Genomic DNA, 15,225 nt, shown 5'->3' on the forward strand with positions numbered 1-15,225 from the left:
TCACTGATGAGTTATGGCCGAAGTTGAAAGCTATATTGCTGGAAGTTCACGTGTAACAACCTTTATCACTACAAATGCCAGCCAAAAAATTTGGCAGGCATGAGGTCACAAGTCACCTTTAAACTACTAATTGCAATGGCATTTGCGCTCCTTAGCGCAGCAACCACCCAGTGTCTTCGCCGAATATCCAGCCTTATGTAAAGCAGCCAATATATCTTCTTCACTGGCTTTACTGTCTATTGTAACCAACTGTGTAGCCAGGTCGACCTCAACTTTTGCATCTGCTTGGTGCTGCTGAATGGCTTTGGTTACTATTGAAATGCAGTGCTTACAGGTCATTTTTTCAATTTGAAGTTGTAACATATATTCTCTGCGAGTTGTAAAGTCGTTTACAGACTGAGACTTACAATAAGGAGAGGGTCAAGACGTTTTTAAATTTAGTTATGAAAAAAAAGATTGACCTTCCCATGGTGGTAAGCTTGAACCTTGGGTCGAGTTCACCAATTCAGTTAAGCGCAGAGGTTTTATGAGTACCACTTTACAACTTAAAATTGATGGCATGTCCTGCTCATCATGTGTCGGTCGTGTTGAAAAGGCCCTAGGAAAAATTGCTGGCGTAACAACGGCCAATGTTAACTTAGCAACGGAAACTGCAACGGTTCAAAGTACTGCCAGCAGCAGTGAAATAGTTGATGCTGTTAATGCTGCGGGTTATCAGGTGCCTGTAAAAGCAATGCAATTTAGCGTTGGCGGAATGAGTTGCGCATCATGTGTGGCCCGCATCGAAAAGGCACTTATAAACGTAAAAGGTGTGGTTAGTGCTTCAGTTAATTTAGCTACCGAGCAGGTGCATGTAAAGAGTTTGCCCTTTGTCACAAACGAGCAACTTGAACAAGCGGTGGCACAGGCGGGTTATACCTTGACGGCCCCGGGATCAGAAGATGAGGCTGAGTTAAAGGATCAAAATCAAGCTTTTTACCACAAACCTTGGTGGCCCGTATTGGGCGCAAGCTTGCTTACCTTGCCGTTGATTCTGCCCATGTTGGGCCTGTTATTTGCCGAGCAATGGATGTTACCCCCACTTTGGCAATGGTTATTGGCTACCCCGGTCCAGTTTTATTTTGGGTCACGATTTTATCGCGCAGGGTGGGGTGCATTAAAAGCCGGTACCGGCAATATGGACCTGCTTGTGGCAATTGGCACCAGTGCAGCCTACGGGTTGTCATTGTATTTATGGTGGAGTTTCGATAGCGCTGGTGGCATGCCGCACTTGTATTTTGAAAGTAGCAGCGCAGTCATTACCCTGGTTTTGCTGGGTAAGTATCTGGAACATAAAGCAAAACGCCGAACAACTGATGCGTTGCGTGCCTTGGAAAGCTTAAAACCTGTTGATGCAACAGTGAAGCGTCAGGGTGAATGGCAAAAAGTAGCGGCTTCATCGGTGCTGTCTACTGAAACGGTCAAGGTGATCCCTGGGGAACGGGTGCCGGTTGACGGTGAAATACTGCTAGGCCAGAGTCATCTGGATGAAGCGCTCATCAGTGGTGAATCGATACCGGTTAGTAAAAAACCGGGGGATAAGGTTACAGGAGGCTCGCTTAACCTGGACGGTATGTTGGAAATTCGTGCCACCAGTGTGGGTACAGAGTCCACGTTGTCTAAAATCATTCAACTGGTTGAGCAAGCCCAAGGGGCTAAGGCCCCGGTGCAGGCTATAGTAGATAAAGTCAGTAGTATATTTATTCCGGTGGTATTACTGGTGGCCCTCAGTACCTTGTTGGTGTTGGGCTTGGTAATGGGCGACTGGACAACCGGCATCCTTAATGCTGTGGCGGTGTTAGTAATTGCCTGTCCATGCGCACTTGGCCTGGCAACACCAGCAGCCATAATGGCAGGAACAGGCACCGCAGCGAGGCAGGGTGTGTTGGTTAAAGATGCGGTGGCATTGGAACAGGCAAAAAACATTGATTTAGTTGTCTTTGATAAAACCGGTACGCTGACCAAGGGTAAACCTGTTTTAACTAAGATGACGACCATCAACGGCGGTGAAGAAGCACTATTGCAGTTGGCCTATTCCTTACAAATAAATAGTGAGCACCCCTTAGCCAAGGCAGTGATAGCAGAAGCGTTAGCAGACGGTACACAACCGCTTGCTGTGGATGAGTATCAGGTCGTCGCGGGTCATGGTGTTAAGGGCATGGTTGGTGAACGGCTGATATTGATGGGCAGCAGTTATTGGATGCAACAGTTAGGCGTAAACCTACCCACTGATCAAATTGTTATACCAGGGGCTTCTGTCTCTTGGCTGGCAAGCCAGCAGCAAGATAAAACCGAATTATTGGGCCTGTTTTATTTCAGTGATGAGTTAAAGCCTGATGCAGTGTTAGCAGTGCGGGTATTGCAGCGACAAGGTATCAAAGTTGCTATGCTCACAGGCGACAATACCGCCAGTGCTACGGCGGTTGCTGAACAATTGCAGCTGGATGATTTTAAAGCAGAAGTATTACCCGAAGATAAAGCCAAATATATTCGTCAATACCAACAGCAAGGCCATCAGGTTGCTATGGTTGGCGATGGTATTAATGATGCCCCGGCGCTGGCTCAAGCCGATTTGGGCATGGCAATGGCAAGTGGCACTGATGTGGCGGTAAGTGCTGCCTCTTTCACCCTCATGCGCAGTGAGCCAAGTCTGGTGGCTACTGCACTGGTCATTGCAAGGCTTACTTACCGTAAAATCAGGCAAAACTTGTTCTGGGCATTTATCTTTAATGTAGTGGGTATTCCGCTGGCAGCTTTTGGTTATCTTGACCCGATTATTGCTGGGGCCGCGATGGCCTGTAGCAGTTTATTTGTGGTCAGTAACGCATTGTTATTGCAGCGCTGGAAATTGGAGGAAAAATAATATGGTTGAACCAGTCACAATAGGCGAAGCCGCCAAGTTAACCGGTGTGTCGGCCAAAATGATCAGGCATTATGAAAAAATTGAGGTATTAAAAAAAGCGAATCGCACAGATTCGGGCTACCGGCTTTATAATCAGGCACAAATACAACAACTGGGATTTATTCGTCAGGCCAGAAAACTCGGGTTTTCCATGGATGAAATTCAGTCACTGCTCAAATTCTGGCTGGATACAGGCAGAGAAAGTCGCAACGTAAAACAACTGGCTCTGAGTCACTTGTCCGATATCAATAAAAAAATATTGGAGCTCGAGAAAATGAGAACGGTACTACAACAACTTGCTGATCAATGCGATGGTGACGATAACCCGGAATGCCCGATACTAGATGGTTTGGCACAACTGCCACTAGAATAACTTCGGATAGTTCAGTTAAAATCAATAAAAAGTCATTCGGTAGGGGATCTGCTGATTTTGGTTATTTGCCTATCCCTATTTATGTTATTAAAAGGGTTAGGCAATTCACATCAACAAAAAGTGTGAGATGCGTTCGCGAAAACCAGGTGACACTATCCATCCCCCATGGCCAAGATGATTAATTACAAATTTGCTCCATCACCCAGTTGGTGCGCGCGGCGGTAATACCGGTAGAAGGGCAATGGCCCGTGCCCAGCAGTTCATCTACTATCGTCTGGATCAGGGGTTGCTGGATATGTTGGGGCAAGTCAAAGTCAAAACGTTGCAGACCCTGGTCGGTTTCCAGCAACACCTCTGCCGAGCCAAAGGAGGCATATTGAATGCGCCCTTTACTGCCGATGATCTCGGTGATATCACACTGGGCACTAGGGGCGCTGGTAAAACACCAACTGCCGGTGCCGAGCGCGCCAGAGGCAAATTCAAAGCTGGCCGTGACCATATCAGGGGCGGCATATAAACCCGCTTGGTTACTCGTGATCCCTTTGACTTGTTTAATCGGACCTAAGGCATAATCAAGAAAATCCAGCTGATGAGACGCGAGGTCATGAAAATAACCACCCCCGGCTATCTGGGGATCAACCCGCCAGTTGTCGTCCATGTTGGCTACCAGTTGCGGTTTGACAGGCTGGTTCATGCGGATATTCAGGTGGCGTACTTCACCTATGCTGCCGTTTTCGATTAAGGCCTTTACCTTTAAAAAATGGGAGAGGGTGCGCCGATAGTAGGCGACATACAATGGTACCCCAGCTTTTTCACAAGCCGCTATCATGCTTAAACATTCACTGTGATTGCGGGCCATGGGTTTTTCCACGTATACAGCTTTGCCCGCCGCGGCGGCTTTGAGGGTCATGGGCAGGTGTGCAACCGGTGGGGTAGCAATGTAAATGGCATTAATATTTGGGTCGGCAATGAGGGTATCGGCATCGTCATACCATTTAGGCACGTTGTGGCGTTTGGCATAATCCTCGGCTAGTTCGCCATTTCGGCGCATCACGGCGACCAATGAACTGTTTTTGACCCGCTGCATAGCCGGGGCACTTTTGACTTCACATACATTGCCCACACCGATAACGCCCCAGTTGATTTGGTTGCCCTGGATTTTTTGCATTTGTTTACCCTTTGCTGGCTGTTACGCTGCGTTTCTTACTGGCGGCGGTCGTAAATCTATTCTCTATGCTCTGGAGCCGCACCCGGTGGATTAAAGCGTTTCTATTTTTGCTAACATCTGACTAAATTCTGCCAGCTCGACTTCTAGGTACTCGCCGCCGTCACGCCATTCCACGCCAATTAACACATTGTCTTGAGCTAAGTCTTCTACCCAAAACTCTAACCAGTCAGCCAGGCTAATGGCCATAGGTACGTAGTCTTGCCATTCGTCTACGCAATGAGTTTCGGCCAATTCGATACTGGACCACACTGGCATTACATCGGCGTTTTCAAAATTAATGGAATCGAGTATCACCCATCCTTCACTGGTTTGATCTTGCAAGGCCCAGATAGTTTGAGTGTTTTGAACTTGGGACATAAAATCGGCTGAAGGCGTGTTGGTATCTGTCATGGTGAGTATTAATCTTATCTGTATTTGGGGTAATCATACGGAGTAAGTCAACCCGTAACAACGCTAAACTTATCATTGACCCTGGGTTACGCAACCGTACGGGGTGAGCTAAATGTCTTGTTACTGGTGTGCAGTAGGGCAAGCAGAATAACAGCCAAAGGCTGCACCTGTTGGGTATCACGCCAGGGTTGTTATTGTGGTTATCCTTATGCTTTGTAATCTGCTAAGTTTACGAAAAAGTAAGATGGATCATAAGGATAACTATGCAAACACTGGTGGTAACAGCTCAGCCCGGGTATTTATTACTTCTTGCTTTGGGGGCTGTACTCGCCTTGCTCGGCTTAATTGTCAAACTGCGCCTGCATGCCTTTATTGCCTTGTGTGTGGTCAGTTTACTAACGGCCTTGTTCGCCGGGATCCCGGTAGTTGAAGTGGTGCCTACTCTAATGGCCAGTTTTGGTGGCACCCTCGCATCGGTAGCATTACTGGTAGGGCTGGGGGCCATGATAGGTAAATTGCTTGAGGTGTCGGGTGGGGCACAGGTATTAGCCGACAATCTGGTGAATCGTTTTGGGGCTGATAAAGCCCCGTTGGCATTAGGGGTGGCGTCGTTATGTTTTGGGTTCCCGATATTTTTTGATGCCGGCCTGATCGTGATGATGCCGATCATCTTCAGTGTGGCCAGGCGTTTTAATGGGTCAGTATTAACCTATGCCTTACCCGCCGCCGGTGCATTTGCGGTGATGCATGCTTTTGTGCCTCCTCACCCTGGGCCGGTAGCTGCGGCGGACTTTTTGGGGGCCGATATTGGATTGTTGTTGCTGGTGGGTTTGGTGATCGCGCTGCCAACTTGGTATCTGGGGGCTTACCTGTATAGCCAATATGCCGGCAAACGTTTTGTTATCCCCTTAGATTCACTGTTTTTTACAGACAATTCCCATGGCAATACTGAGGCGCATACGCCGCCAAGTTTTGCCAGTGTAATGACTATTTTATTGTTACCTGTACTGCTGATTTTTATGGATACAGGCTTAAATACCTTGCTCACAGCCGGTGTCATCGCCGGGGGGAATACTGTAGTAGATACCCTCAGACTGGTAGGGAAAACTCCGGTGGCATTGTTAATCACTCTGCTGCTTAGTATCGTTATGTTTAGTCACCGTTACGGTATGGCCAAAATTCAAGATTGGTGTGGGGATTCACTGGCGCCTATTTGTGGGGTGATATTAGTCACCGGAGCAGGGGGCATGTTTGGTGGTGTATTGCGCGCCAGTGGCATAGGTGATGCCTTGGCTAGCTTGTTGGCCGATACCGGCATGCCATTGATCGTGGCGGCATTTATTATTTCTGCCTGTTTACGGGTCGCCCAAGGCTCGGCTACAGTGGCGTTAACCACTACTGCGGCCTTACTGGCGCCCATGGTTGCGGCCACCACAGGTTTATCAGCTATAGATTTATGCTGCGTGGTGATTGCTATTGCTGGCGGAGCAACAGTGCTGTCGCATTTTAATGATTCGGGGTTTTGGCTGGTCAGCGGCTTGTTAAATATGGATGAAAAAACTACCTTGCGCACCTGGACAGTCATGGAAACCTTGTTAGGCACCATCGCCTTTGCATTGGCATTGCTGATAAGTCTATTTTTGTAAATCGCTGTGAAGGGCTAAAAGGTGAGGGCAGCTTATTGGTGGCAGGCTAAAGCTGTGGAAGCGATTTTTTGCACACTTTTTGTGTTTTAACTTTGCTAAGAGGGGAACAAATTTTGGCTATTAGGGGATAGACTTAATCGGAGCAGCCGTTTATTCTACTTATACTCTTTAACGTTATATAACTCTTTAATTTTAAATTTTTGTTATAAGTTTGTTAGCGTTTTACGAGTTGTTACGTATATAGAGGCAGGACGATGGATTCAATTCTTCTAATTATTTTTATTTCTCTGGCCATCGCCAGTGTGCTTAATATCATCTTCAAAAAGCTGGCGATTTCACACATTATCGGCTACATCATCACCGGTACAATCATCAGCAATTTGTTTGATTTCAACAATGGGGACAACCCGGAATCGTTAGAGCTAATTGGTGAATTTGGCATAGTCTTTTTGATGTTTACCATAGGCTTGGAGTTGTCGTTCAGTAAGCTTAAACGCATGAAAGAAGTCGTGTTCGTGAATGGTACTTTGCAGGTTATGCTCAGTGCCCTAGTGATTTTTCTGCTGGCTCATTATGTATTTTCCATCGAGGCTAGCGCGTCGGTGGTCATTGCCCTGGCATTTAGTTTGTCATCAACGGCTATTGTTTTAAGTTATTTAAAAAAATCCAAAGATATTTATACCCCTTACGGCAATAAAACCGTCGCTATTCTGATATTTCAGGATTTAGCGGTCATCCCCATATTGTTATTGATCAGCTTTATGTCCAACAACGAGCTGTCGTTGGGCGATGTGTTATTAAAAACCCTGCTCTCTGCCACCTTGGTCATCGTTTTTATGTTTACTCTGGGCAAGAAGCTGATTGAGTGGTTGTTGCATTTTTCGAATAATGCCAAGCTGGAAGAGCTGTTTTTAGGCTCGGTGTTGAGTATCGTAATAGGTGCTTCTTTGCTGGCCCACGAAATGGGGTTCACTTATTCTCTGGGCGCTTTTATCGCCGGGATGATCATTGCAGAAACTAAATTTCATGTAAAGGTTGAGGCTGATATTGCCTCATATAAAGACATTCTACTGGGGGCGTTTTTCTTTTCCATTGGTAGCAATATCAATATCGCGTATTTCTATGAGCAGTTCTTTTGGGTGCTTGGGGTGTTGCTGTTTACCATGGTCATTAAAGCATTGCTTATCTATGGCTTAATCCGTCGCAAATCAAACAAGAGTGATGCCATTAAAACTGCCATTGCCTTATGTCAGATTGGCGAATTTTCGTTTGCAATCTTTTCCTTGGCTATCAGTCAGAATATTTTATCCCAGGAGTTAGGTAGTTTTTTGATCCTGGTGACCGTGCTGTCGATGATTATTACCCCGTTTATGGTAAACAATATTTATAAACTGGCATCTTATTTTGTGGTGGAGTTTTTCGAGTCGGACAAAATCACCCCCATAGACGCAAGCCAGCACGCGGTAATCTGCGGTTTTGCCGTAATAGGGCGCATAGTCGCCAAGGAGTTGACTAAAAGAGGGGCTAAATTCGTAATCATCTCTGACAATTTGCAGCATGTATTACTGGCGCGGGAACGTGGTTACATGGCCTATTTTGGGCATTTGGATAACCGCTCGGTACTTGAATCCCTAAGAGTTGAGCAATCAGCCAGCGTGATCGTTACGGTAAACACCCTATCTAGCAAAAAGATCATCTGTCAGGCGGTACTGGATTATTATCCTGGCGCCAATGTGGTGGTGAAAATTAACAGTCGTGATGAAAAGGTTGCTTTAAAAGGCTTAGCCATCAGTGCTTTTGTCCATGCTCGGCAAGAAACTGCAAAATTATTGGTAAATAAGAGCTTAGTCACCACCTCCACGCCTATACTAGATACTGTTAATAGAGTTGAATAGCTGAGGCTCAATTAGCCGAATGAAACAAGAGGGGAGTTTTTCATCGAGGGTAGGGGTATTTTTTTACTTATCAATGACCGTTCATTTAATTCTTTACTTTATGAACGAAAATTAGTTACCATCTAGCATGGAATTTTTTTAACCGTAGTTATTGCAAGGGCACCGGAATATGGATTTAAAAAATAGTGAAATTCCTGTCATTTTGAGGAATCTAAGAAAAGAGGCCGGTTATACCCAGGGTGAGCTTGCCCAGCGGTTGGGTTTGAGCCGTGAAACTGTTTCGGCTATTGAAAACCACAAACCTGAAACTATGCGTTCTCTGCAAATTGAATTAGTGAACAAATGGTGGTCTGTGTGTCGTAGTAAAGCCAAAGCTCAAACTCGAGCAAGTTTCGTTGATCAAATTGTCGGATACTTTAAATTTATTACCGATAGAATCTAGTAGGCGTGTATTTAAATTCTGCTCGCATAGCGAAGTTTGTCGGTGCGGTGGTGTTTATTGGCGCAGGCTTTTCCACTTTCGGTCAAGGCCTGTTATTCGAAAAAATTTATCTAGCCCTACTAGCTTTTTTAGCAATACTTTTTATCCGTGAAATTAACATGGTCAGTGTCATCGTTATCATGGCCGTGTCTAACTTATCTTCAATGTTGTTATTTCCTGTGATTATTGGCTCGGATTTTCAATTAACTTTGAAGATCTTGACCTACACTGCAGTAATTCTGTCACTTATCAAATTTAGCGAAGAATCCCTGCGCTTGTCGATAGCTGTGGTAGTGACTTTATGTATAGTCGCTGAGTTTTATTGGTATTTCAGCGAACACCAGGGCGCAGTGATCTATTGGTATGTATTATTAATTAATATCAACATGTTAGTCCGTTACTTTTTCTTTCGCCGGGTTTTTATCATGGCGACGTACTTTCCTACTCGTTATCGCTCCTTGGACCTGGATCATTCATTGTACCAGGTGGCGTTGTTATACATAGTGTTACATGAATTGGTGTTAGTGGAATATGTGTTAAGGCGGGTTTTTGATGTGCCTAGCACAGTGGTGTATTACGCTGCGCCCTATGTTTTTCATGGGCTTACAACCTATGCCGTACTATTAATGTTAGTGCAAGGGTATACGTTAATTTCCAAGTATTGGTTTAAGGCTTAATACTATCCCGGCAAGAGCATGAATGTTTAATTATTGCTCAATCGAGTTGCATCTCGCTAAAAATATTGCCCCAAGGTAGCAAGTAACCATTGCAGCCACTGATTGTTTACTCCAATCACTGGCTTTTGTAATCGTATCACCCTTTATCAGAATAATGCCGCTGTGGCTAAAACGGGCAATATTCTTGGCACCATCCCCACGCTATATTTGCCCGTTATCCTCACCTATCGCTGTGTTCAGGACCCTGTGCGCTTAGTTCCTATACGCCATTTCTCTGTCGTCAGCAGGACTCAGCTGATGTAATAGCAGTACACCAGTGACACCTTTTGGCCATTATGCTGGTAGTTTATCGCCATACGGATACGCTTTACATCTGCCCAATCATGGTATGTCTCGCCTTACCTAAATCTTCAAAATCCTTCCTGCCTTCACAGCCCGTGATGATGGCGCAAATAGATAAAAACAAAATATCATATAGGGCATAGCTTATTTTAGCCGTTTGCGGTGGGTCTTTTAGATAGGCGAAGTGCTGGGCACATACATCGTTTATCATAGTTTGACTGCCAAAAAGGAGCATAAGATCACAGCAAATCAGACCGTCAAATTATGTTGAGTCGGTTCAAATAACGATCACGATATCGCCGTGTTAATACTATGGTATTAAAAAAAAGCTATTAATTTCGCTTTAAGTGTGACATTGCCCTCCAATATCCTGATAATCAATATGTGGAACTCAATCCACCTATTGAGATATTTAGGATATTTATATGAAAACACTTAACCTTGTCACCCTTATAGCCGTTTCTGTTTTAGTTTCTAGTTCAGCTTTGGCTACTTCCTCGAGTAACAGATTAATATTTTCCGCTTCTGCTGATGCGATTACCTCTTCTGAGTCTGCCGTAGTAGGCGGTGTGATGACCCCTCCTGAATTTGCCGTAGTAGGCGGTGTGATGACTCCTCCTGAATTTGCTGTTGTAGGCGGTGTGATGACCCCTCCTGAATTTGCCGTAGTAGGCGGTGTGATGACTCCTCCTGAATTTGCTGTTGTAGGCGGTGTGATGACCCCTCCTGAATTTGCCGTAGTAGGCGGTGTGATGACTCCTCCTGAATTTGCTGTTGTAGGCGGTGTGATGACCCCTCCTGAATTTGCCGTAGTAGGCGGTGTGATGACCCCTCCTGAATTTGCCGTAGTAGGCGGTGTGATGACTTCTCCTGAATTTGCTGTTGTAGGCGGTGTGATGACCCCTCCTGAATTTGCCGTAGTAGGCGGTGTGATGACGCCTCCTGAATTGGCCATGGTTGGCGGTGTGATGACGCCTCCTGAATTGACTATGGTTGGCGGCGTGATGACGCCTCCTGAATTGGCTATGGTTGGCGGTGTGATGACCCCTCCTGAATTGGCTATGGTTGGCGGCGTGATGACCCCTCCTATAGTTTAAATAGAGGTAACCATTTGAGTATGCCGAGTCCAATCTGGCTGAGTAATTATCAGCCTGCCGTTGTGTCAGGCTAGTTTCTGCCGACCACATGATACTGTTAAATAGCCGTGCTGGCACAAGCAAGATGCTTAAAAATTGATATGCACTCCAAGGTACAGTGCCCTAGGCTGACCACCAAAATAGCGATAAGAGCCAAAGGCATAATCTGCACGACTGGCGTAGGCCTTATCGGCGATATTCTCGACTTTAGTGGTTACGCGTAACCAATGAGGTGGCTAGAATTGGCCGCGTAGCTGTAATAGCTCATGCCCAAGGTAGCTATGAGTACTGGCCGGGTTCAGGTAATAGCTACCAAGGTGTAACCATTCCCATTCCAGGTTAAAGGCTGAATTAGGGCGCCAGGTTAAACGGGCATTTCCAAGCTGCGTGGGAGCGGTGTCGATATTGTTGCCTTTAACCACACCACTGCTCGGGCGGTCAAATTCGTATTGATGTTGGCTGAAGCTGTAATTGATTGCCAGTACTATCTGTTTAATAAGTTGGTAGCGAGCGGCAAGCTCTACCGCGGTGTGAGGTTTCGCCGTCTGTAACATTTAGCCCGTCCTCATCTCGCAAGAAAAAATGGCTTTTATCCATGTTAAGACCCACAGCTTCAAAACTTAACTGGCCGGATCGCGGATAATATCTATCTTGCAGGCTTGAGCATGTTTACTCCTCAGCGGGTTTAAGCTTAGGTTCTGTGGCGCGTTTGAGGTTTACTTCTAGTGGTGAGTTCATATTGAGATGCACATCACGCTGAGGAAAGGATATTTCGATATTATTGTCACGAAATTCTTTATCTATACGCATGTGCAGTTCATGGGTCACCATGGCCCGGTCGACAACGGTACGAGCAAATACCCGTAGTTCAAAATCCAGACTGCTGGCACCAAAGGCCATAAAGAGTGCGGCAGGGGGCGGATCGGCAAAGACATTTTTGCTGGTACTGGCTATTTCGAGCAATAAAGCAACGACTTTTTGGGTATTGCTACCGTAGGCAACACCTACTGGAATAATTATTCGGGTCACGGGATCGGACAAGGTCCAGTTAATAAAATCCTGGGTGATAAAGGTTTTATTGGGGATGATCAATTCCTTGCCATCCCAGTCACTGACCGTGGTGGCGCGTATGCGAATCCGGGAGACCGTGCCGGTGTGCCCGGCTATGGTAATGGTATCTCCCAGTCGAACGGGACGTTCGAATAACAGTACTATTCCCGAGACAAAGTTAGCGACGATTTCCTGCAAGCCAAAACCTAATCCTACACTCAAGGCTGCGATCAACCATTGCAGTTTGGACCATTGGGCTCCCAGCAAATTTACCGATACCAAAATACCTATGATCACTATGCTGTATTTGAGCATGGTGGTTATGGCATAACTGCTGCCTGGGGCCAGATTCAGACGCCCAAGTACGGTCATTTCCAGCAAGCCGGGTAAATTGCGCACCGCAATTAAACTGATGATCAAGATAGCCACTCCCAGCAGACAACTCCAAAGAGTAATGGTCTTAACGGCTTCAGCAGGATCGCTGTTGGCGATTTCCCACATGACTATGTCATCTAACGAATTGACTACAGGGGAAAGTTCTTGCCAGATCACCATTAGCGAAGCAATCAAGCCAACCCAGATAACCAGGCGGATCACAGCTTTGGTCTGGCTGGTAATAGTGTGCCGGTCCAGCTCCTGGCTGTCGATGACTTCAGGGATACCCTCACCGGATTGTTCCGCTGAGTCTTGCTGGGCGCTGGCGGCAACGGCTGCGGCTCGTTTGGCGCGGATATGCTCCAGCGCAAGACGCCGGGCATAGACCTTCAACGCCCGATCTGCGGTGTAATAAAGTAGTAAAGCTGCCGTGACCAGGACTCCCGTTTGCAGGCTTAGGCTAAGGATACGTTGGGCACTATATTGATAACCTATAGCCGATAAAATGATCAGGCCGACGGGTAGCACGATCAACAAGGCATACAAAAAGTAGGAAAATCGCTCTGAGGAATGCAGGGAACGGCGGTTTTTGTAATATTCATTGCGGGTGATCCGGCTACCAAAAATGGCCAAAGACGAACACAAGATGATCAGAGATAACTGACCCAAGTCTTCCCTTATTTCGGCACTGGCCTGGGCGTTGATCAAGGTCATGATAATGCCCACGGGAATAAAGACGATCATCAGCAAGCGGTTGTTTTTGCGTAATAAACCCAAGGTGGAATCGCGCCAGCTAAAATGTGCCTCTCCCAGACCGTCTTTTCTGACCAGTTGCAACATAAACTCCAGGTAAATCATCATCAAGCCGCCTATATAAAAGGCGTTACTGAGACTATTGGCGAAACCGGAAGGCGCATCACATAATGCCGATAAGCCAAATAATAATAGGGCAGGGGGCAAAGCCAGTATGGTTGTTATGCCCAAGGCTTCAGCGGTCAATTTAAAGCTATCAGATTGCACGCGGCCAATATCTGGCGTGATTGCTGTCAGGCGCAGTTTAAGCCGGCGGCGTACCACCAAACTGATGATCAGAAACAGGCAAATGATCAGTAAACTGAAGATGTTTCGCGACAGGTTGACTTGGACTGCTCGGCCCACCGTCTGCCAATGCTCAGTGCGGAATAACCAGGTGGCAGAGTCGCCCGCTTCCGTGATGGTATTAAAATAAAATGGACTCGCACTGGGGATCCAAAACAGGTTGCTCTCCAGCAGGTTGCTGTATGTGACGGTGCGGTCAGTTAAATAACGTACCCGGTCGAGCAATACTGATAATTCTTCAACATGTATGGTGTAGGCATTACTTAGTTCAGAAATAAGCTCGTTGCGCTGTTCGACCAGTTTTTCAATACTGTCGCGCCATTGTTCTGCCTGAGGACCGATTTTGAGCATTAACTGTTTAATACTGGGCCTTTGGTAAGGCGCTCGGTGCTGATTAATACTGAACAAGGTGACCCGGCTGTCAATTAATGTCTGCTCAGTTGTTTCAATCAGGTTACTGGTATCACTAAAGTTGGAGGCCAGCTCCCATTCCTGACGGAGGGCGTCGCCGAGCACTGCTGAGGATGCATAAATCTCCAGTTCTAACAGGCGATTAAGAGATGAGTATTTGGCATTCAGATCGGTTATCTGGGCTTGAATATGAGACAGGTCATAGTTGGTTTTTTCCTGAGTGTCAGTCATTTTTGCACTAAGCGTAACCAAATCCAGATTTTCCTCGGCCATTTTTTGCAAGGCGGCGGGGGCAGTGCTTAATGTTTGGGAAAACTCCTTTAGCTTGGCTAACAAGGAGGCATTTTTTTGACTGTCCAACTGATTTTGCACCTGTTGCAATTGATTCAACAGCGCCTCGGTGCCAGCTAGTTGTCTACTTGTTAACGCAATTTCGCTTTCCAGCAAGGCAATCCGTACCGGGCGATAGATCAAACGCTGTTTCAACGATTCAATCTTAGCCTGTTGCATTTGTCGCTCAGCCTGCTCAGCGACCGATTGTGCTACTTGCCACTGCTTGGTATCGGGTTGAGCCACAGTTACACTGTTACCGGCATTGATTGCCAGTTGGGTTTCATTGATCATTTGCAACAGCAACAGGCTGCGCTCTTCGTCTAGATTAGCCTTGAGATCGGTCAAACTTGCCCTTAGGGTGGTGACTTCACCTTCGGTTTTGGTCACCCGACGTTTAATTTTCGTTAAGGAAACACCTTGTAAGGATCCGGTTAACGTCTCGGGCCGATAACGTTCCAGTTGCTGTTCCAGGGCTAACTGTTCTTTCGGGGCATTGAGCAAGACTTGTTTGTAATTCTGGGTCTCTGTTTCGAATTGTTGCGTGGCGCGAATATGCTCAATAGCCTGACTATAAAACTTGTCAATTTCGAGTTTTTCTACCTCACTTAAATCTTCCGCTTCGCTGGCTACGCTCAGGCGCTGTTGCAGGTCGGCAATAGTGGGTAAGGAGTCATCATCGGCTAGGCCTAAGGTGCTAAATATGATGGCGAACAAGCCAAAGCAGGCAAAAACAACGGAGGAGGTTGGGTTAGTAGTCATAAGGGCTCAAATAATCATGCTGTGGCATTGTACATCAGTTATCGGTGAATGTGACTTTGGCTTAACAGGCCCATAAATTACGCAGAGTTA

At 46.3% G+C, this 15,225-nt stretch carries 12 protein-coding genes and 1 pseudogene; 7 read left to right on the forward strand and 6 right to left on the reverse strand.

Going from position 1 to position 15,225, the window contains the following annotated elements; genetic code table 11:
• Positions 1-126: 126 nt before the first annotated feature.
• Positions 127-363, reverse strand: a complete 237-nt coding sequence (locus AC3RV5_RS11005) for a heavy-metal-associated domain-containing protein (RefSeq protein ID WP_489731965.1) — start codon at positions 361-363, stop codon at positions 127-129.
• A 163-nt stretch (positions 364-526) separates the two neighbouring features.
• Here AC3RV5_RS11005 and AC3RV5_RS11010 point away from each other — a divergent pair, with 163 nt between their 5' ends.
• Complete coding sequence (locus AC3RV5_RS11010) at positions 527-2,902, forward strand: heavy metal translocating P-type ATPase (protein ID WP_489731966.1); 2,376 nt, start codon at positions 527-529, stop codon at positions 2,900-2,902.
• Position 2,903: 1 nt separating this feature from the next.
• Positions 2,904-3,314, forward strand: coding sequence for a Cu(I)-responsive transcriptional regulator (cueR, locus tag AC3RV5_RS11015; RefSeq protein ID WP_489731967.1), 411 nt, complete (start codon positions 2,904-2,906; stop codon positions 3,312-3,314).
• A 178-nt stretch (positions 3,315-3,492) separates the two neighbouring features.
• On the opposite strand, the gene AC3RV5_RS11020 is transcribed toward cueR, so the two are convergent.
• On the reverse strand, positions 3,493-4,482 hold the full coding sequence (locus AC3RV5_RS11020) for a Gfo/Idh/MocA family protein (RefSeq protein ID WP_489731968.1): 990 nt from the start codon (positions 4,480-4,482) through the stop codon (positions 3,493-3,495).
• Positions 4,483-4,572: 90 nt separating this feature from the next.
• Positions 4,573-4,932 carry a DUF2750 domain-containing protein gene (locus AC3RV5_RS11025; protein WP_489731969.1) on the reverse strand — a complete coding sequence of 120 codons (360 nt, stop codon included), beginning with the start codon at positions 4,930-4,932 and terminating at the stop codon, positions 4,573-4,575.
• A gap of 263 nt (positions 4,933-5,195) precedes the next feature.
• Between AC3RV5_RS11025 and AC3RV5_RS11030 the strand changes: the two genes are divergently transcribed.
• The 4 genes from AC3RV5_RS11030 to AC3RV5_RS11045 all read left to right on the forward strand — a co-directional run bounded on the left by AC3RV5_RS11030 (position 5,196) and on the right by AC3RV5_RS11045 (position 9,631).
• Complete coding sequence (locus tag AC3RV5_RS11030) at positions 5,196-6,578, forward strand: GntP family permease (protein ID WP_489731970.1); 1,383 nt, start codon at positions 5,196-5,198, stop codon at positions 6,576-6,578.
• 254 nt (positions 6,579-6,832) lie between these two features.
• Entirely contained in the window at positions 6,833-8,473 is a 1,641-nt protein-coding gene (locus tag AC3RV5_RS11035) for a cation:proton antiporter domain-containing protein (protein ID WP_489731971.1), read from the forward strand.
• 169 nt (positions 8,474-8,642) lie between these two features.
• Positions 8,643-8,915, forward strand: a complete 273-nt coding sequence (locus AC3RV5_RS11040; RefSeq protein ID WP_489731972.1) for a helix-turn-helix domain-containing protein — start codon at positions 8,643-8,645, stop codon at positions 8,913-8,915.
• A gap of 5 nt (positions 8,916-8,920) precedes the next feature.
• A complete protein-coding gene (locus AC3RV5_RS11045; protein ID WP_489731973.1) occupies positions 8,921-9,631 on the forward strand; it encodes a hypothetical protein in 711 nt (236 codons plus the stop codon).
• Positions 9,632-10,025: 394 nt separating this feature from the next.
• Here AC3RV5_RS11045 and AC3RV5_RS11050 read toward each other — a convergent pair.
• Positions 10,026-10,184, reverse strand: a pseudogene (locus AC3RV5_RS11050) (transposase family protein); the annotation flags it as partial.
• 214 nt (positions 10,185-10,398) lie between these two features.
• Here AC3RV5_RS11050 and AC3RV5_RS11055 point away from each other — a divergent pair.
• The gene (locus tag AC3RV5_RS11055) at positions 10,399-11,070 is read left to right on the forward strand and encodes a hypothetical protein (RefSeq protein WP_489731974.1); all 672 of its coding nucleotides are present in this window, start codon (positions 10,399-10,401) and stop codon (positions 11,068-11,070) included.
• A gap of 275 nt (positions 11,071-11,345) precedes the next feature.
• Here AC3RV5_RS11055 and AC3RV5_RS11060 read toward each other — a convergent pair whose 3' ends face one another.
• Both AC3RV5_RS11060 and AC3RV5_RS11065 read right to left on the reverse strand, forming a co-directional pair.
• The gene (locus AC3RV5_RS11060) at positions 11,346-11,663 is read right to left on the reverse strand and encodes a hypothetical protein (RefSeq protein WP_489731975.1); all 318 of its coding nucleotides are present in this window, start codon (positions 11,661-11,663) and stop codon (positions 11,346-11,348) included.
• A gap of 115 nt (positions 11,664-11,778) precedes the next feature.
• A complete protein-coding gene (locus AC3RV5_RS11065) occupies positions 11,779-15,135 on the reverse strand; it encodes a mechanosensitive ion channel domain-containing protein (protein ID WP_489731976.1) in 3,357 nt (1,118 codons plus the stop codon).
• Positions 15,136-15,225 lie beyond the last annotated feature (90 nt).

It is taken from the genome of Paraglaciecola sp. IT1134, from assembly GCF_058068185.1.

Excerpts from the sequence above, each read along its gene's own strand:
- AC3RV5_RS11055 (WP_489731974.1), top strand. The coding sequence starts at position 10,399 with ATGAAAACACTTAACCTTGTCACCCTTATAGCCGTTTCTGTTTTAGTT.
- AC3RV5_RS11040 (WP_489731972.1), top strand. The coding sequence starts at position 8,643 with ATGGATTTAAAAAATAGTGAAATTCCTGTCATTTTGAGGAATCTAAGA.
- AC3RV5_RS11020 (WP_489731968.1), bottom strand. The coding sequence starts at position 4,482 with ATGCAAAAAATCCAGGGCAACCAAATCAACTGGGGCGTTATCGGTGTG.
- AC3RV5_RS11010 (WP_489731966.1), top strand. The coding sequence starts at position 527 with ATGAGTACCACTTTACAACTTAAAATTGATGGCATGTCCTGCTCATCA.
- AC3RV5_RS11035 (WP_489731971.1), top strand. The coding sequence starts at position 6,833 with ATGGATTCAATTCTTCTAATTATTTTTATTTCTCTGGCCATCGCCAGT.
- AC3RV5_RS11030 (WP_489731970.1), top strand. The coding sequence starts at position 5,196 with ATGCAAACACTGGTGGTAACAGCTCAGCCCGGGTATTTATTACTTCTT.
- AC3RV5_RS11005 (WP_489731965.1), bottom strand. The coding sequence starts at position 363 with ATGTTACAACTTCAAATTGAAAAAATGACCTGTAAGCACTGCATTTCA.
- AC3RV5_RS11060 (WP_489731975.1), bottom strand. The coding sequence starts at position 11,663 with ATGTTACAGACGGCGAAACCTCACACCGCGGTAGAGCTTGCCGCTCGC.
- cueR (WP_489731967.1), top strand. The coding sequence starts at position 2,904 with ATGGTTGAACCAGTCACAATAGGCGAAGCCGCCAAGTTAACCGGTGTG.
- AC3RV5_RS11065 (WP_489731976.1), bottom strand. The coding sequence starts at position 15,135 with ATGACTACTAACCCAACCTCCTCCGTTGTTTTTGCCTGCTTTGGCTTG.
- AC3RV5_RS11025 (WP_489731969.1), bottom strand. The coding sequence starts at position 4,932 with ATGACAGATACCAACACGCCTTCAGCCGATTTTATGTCCCAAGTTCAA.